A 3,064-nucleotide genomic window follows, 5' to 3' on the forward strand; every position below is an offset into this window, starting at 1 on the left:
AGACAGCCATTTGTATTCGATGCCCAGTTCCTTCTCGGCCTTCTGCAGGGCGACATGGATCTGGTTGTCCCACGGCTCCTCGATCGGCGTGGCGAAGATCGCCGCCACCTTCAGCTTCTTGTCCTTGGCGAAGGCCGCGCTGGGCAGCACGGTGGCCGCGAGGCCGAGCGCGCCAAGTTCCAGCAGGTTGCGCCGCGACAGGCCGGCGCGTTGCGTTTTGCTACGGTCGTTTTCCATGAAGTGCCCCTCTGTTCGACAGCCGTGTCGAGCCGGCCGTTCCAAAAATGTCAGACGCCGGGGACTATGGAACGGTGGGTGAGATTTGTCCACATGGTCAAATTTGGTTGCGCTTTCGCGTTCGTCATCCACGGGCGGGGCAAGGAGCGAAGCGACGCGCGCAGACCCGAGGATCCGCTCCTCAACGGCGCAGAACCAGCAACGGCTGCGCCAATGCCTGTTCTGCACCGTGGCATTCTTCGCTTGAAGTTCCGGCATGGATTCCAGGGTCTACGCTTCGCTTCGCCCTGGAATGACGAAGTTACGGGGCGCCGCCCGCGCCCTCCCACGATCCCGTCTCGGCAAACCTTTTCAACGCCGGCGCCGGCTCGAAAATCGCCCGTCCGGTCCGCCGGTGCCAATACTCCAGGCGCTCGACGATCTTGCCCGCGCCCGCAAGCCCGGCCCAGAACATCGGTCCGCCCTTGCCGATGGGAAAGCCGTAGCCGTTGACCCAGACGACATCGATGTCGGACGCGCGGGCTGCTACCCCCTCCTCGAGAATCCGCGCACCTTCGTTGACCAAGGGATAAAGCGTGCGCTCGATGATTTCCTCCGCGCCGATCTCACGCCGGGCAATTCCAAGCTCCGCCGCCTTGGCGCGGATCAGTGCCTCCACATCCGGGTCCGCGACCGGCTCCCGCGCGCCGCTCTCATAGCGGTACCACCCACTTCCGGTCTTCTGACCGAAGTGACCCTGTTCGCACAGCGTATCAGCAATCACCGCCGTCTGGCCACGCGCCTTGCGGTTGCGCCAGCCGATGTCGAGGCCGGCGAGGTCGCCCATCTGGAACGGTCCCATCGGCCAGCCGAAATCGGTGAATGCCTTGTCGACCTGGGCAGGGGTGGCACCTTCCAGCAGCAGCGCTTCGTTCTCCGCCCCGCGCGCGGACAGCATCCGGTTGCCGACAAAACCGTGGCAGACGCCGACGACGACCGCGACCTTGCCGATGCGCCGGGCGAGATCAGTGACCGTCGCCAGCACCTCGGGCGCGGTCTTTTCGGCTCGCACGATCTCCAGGAGCTTCATGATGTTAGCCGGCGAAAAGAAATGCATGCCGAGCACGTCTTGCGGCCGTGACGTCGAGGCGGCGATTTCGTTCACGTCGAGATAGGAGGTGTTGGTGGCGAGGATGGCGCCGGGCCTGGCGATGGTGTCGAGCTTGCCGAACACCTCCTGCTTGACGACCATGTCCTCGAACACGGCCTCGATGATCAGGTCGCAATCGGCAAGGTCGGCATAGTCGGTGCTGCCCTTGAACAGTTCGAGGCGCTTCTGCTTGGCCTCCTCCGTCAAAGAACCGCGGCTGACCGATACGGCATAGTTCTTCTCGATCGTCGCCAGCCCGCGCCCCAGCGCCTCATCGCTGGTCTCGAGCAAGGTCACCGGCAGGCCGCCATCGGCGAAGGCCATGGCGATGCCGCCGCCCATCGTGCCGGCGCCGATGATGCCGACGCGTTCGAGCCGACGCTTCTGCAGGTCCTTGCCGGGCACCTTCGCCGCCTCGCGCTCGGCGAAGAACAGATGCCGCTGCGCGCGCGACTGATCGCCGGCAACGAGCTTTTGGAAAAGCTGCCGTTCGGCGGCAAGCGCTGCGTCGAAAGACAAGGTGATGGCGTTGCGCACGGCCTCGGCGCAGGCGATTGGCGCTTCGAGGCCGCGCGCCTTCCTGGCGAGGTCAGCGGCCTGGGCGTCGAGGGTGGCAAGATCGGTCTCGGCGAGGCGGTCCTTGCGCTCACGCACCGGCCCGAAGGGGCCGCCTCGGTTAGTCATTTCGTGGGCGAAACGAACGGCCTCCGCCGGCAGATCGCGGTCGACGACCGCGTCGACAAGCCCCGCCGCCTTCGCCTCGCCGGCCGAAATCGGCGTTCCGGAAACGATCATGGCGAGCGCCTTCGCGGCGCCCACAAGGCGCGGCAGCCGCACCGTAGCGCCGCCGCCCGGCAAGAGACCGAGTTTTACTTCGGGCAGGCCGAGCTTGGCGCCGCGATCGGCGATGCGGAAATGGCAGCCGAGCGCCAGTTCCAGCCCGCCGCCGAGCGCCGTGCCGTGGATGGCGGCAACTGTCGGCTTGGGAATCGTTTCAAGCAAGGCGATGATGGCGCGTAGTTCCGGCTGCTGGACCGGCTTGCCGAATTCGGTGATGTCTGCGCCGGCGACGAAAGTGCGCCCGGCGCAGGCTATGACGATCGCCTTGGCGGCAGGATCGTAGCGTAGCGCGGCAAGCGCCTCATAGAGCGGCTTGCGGACATGAAAACTCAGCGCATTGACCGGCGGATTGTCGATGGTGACCACCGCCACGCCGTTGTCATTCGTGACGCTGACAGAACTGGACAAGCGGAACCTCCCGAGACCGGCTGCAATGGCGCAAGGGTTTACTAGGCCGGCCCGTGAATGGGAACCCGAACCAGACTTGGCGCAATGGTTAGTTGAGAGCGGCTGGTTTCCCGACAAAGGGATTTTGAAAGGTTGGCTGCGTTTTTGCGTTGGCAGGCGGTATGCGTTGGAGATTGGCAGAAACGTCCATCGCGATCGTAATTCCAGGGCGGAGCAGGAGCGAAGCTCCGTCGCGGAGACCCTGGAATCCATGCCGTTACCTTGATCCAAGAGCGGCAGCGGAGCAGAATTCTGCACCGTGAGAGGCGCGCCTGCATAACGGCATGGCAACTGTGTTCACGCGAATGCGGTTTTGTCGCGCATGATGGCGTTGAGGACGACCAGGAGCTTCCTTGCGACGGCGATGATGGCGAGTTTCTTGGACCCTGAGCGGGCAGCAAGTGCGGTATA

Annotated in this window: 1 protein-coding gene and 1 pseudogene; both read right to left on the reverse strand. The window is 64.6% G+C overall.

What is annotated here, in order from left to right; all coding sequences use genetic code 11:
* A pseudogene (locus EOA28_RS30765) lies at positions 1 to 237 on the reverse strand (BMP family ABC transporter substrate-binding protein); the annotation flags it as partial.
* A 301-nt stretch (positions 238 to 538) separates the two neighbouring features.
* The gene (locus tag EOA28_RS30770) at positions 539 to 2,614 is read right to left on the reverse strand and encodes a 3-hydroxyacyl-CoA dehydrogenase NAD-binding domain-containing protein (protein WP_128315611.1); all 2,076 of its coding nucleotides are present in this window, start codon (positions 2,612 to 2,614) and stop codon (positions 539 to 541) included.
* Between the last annotated feature and the right edge of the window lie 450 nt (positions 2,615 to 3,064).

Origin of the sequence: Mesorhizobium sp. M2A.F.Ca.ET.067.02.1.1, assembly GCF_004023285.1 — a bacterium.
Lineage (GTDB): Bacteria > Pseudomonadota > Alphaproteobacteria > Rhizobiales > Rhizobiaceae > Mesorhizobium.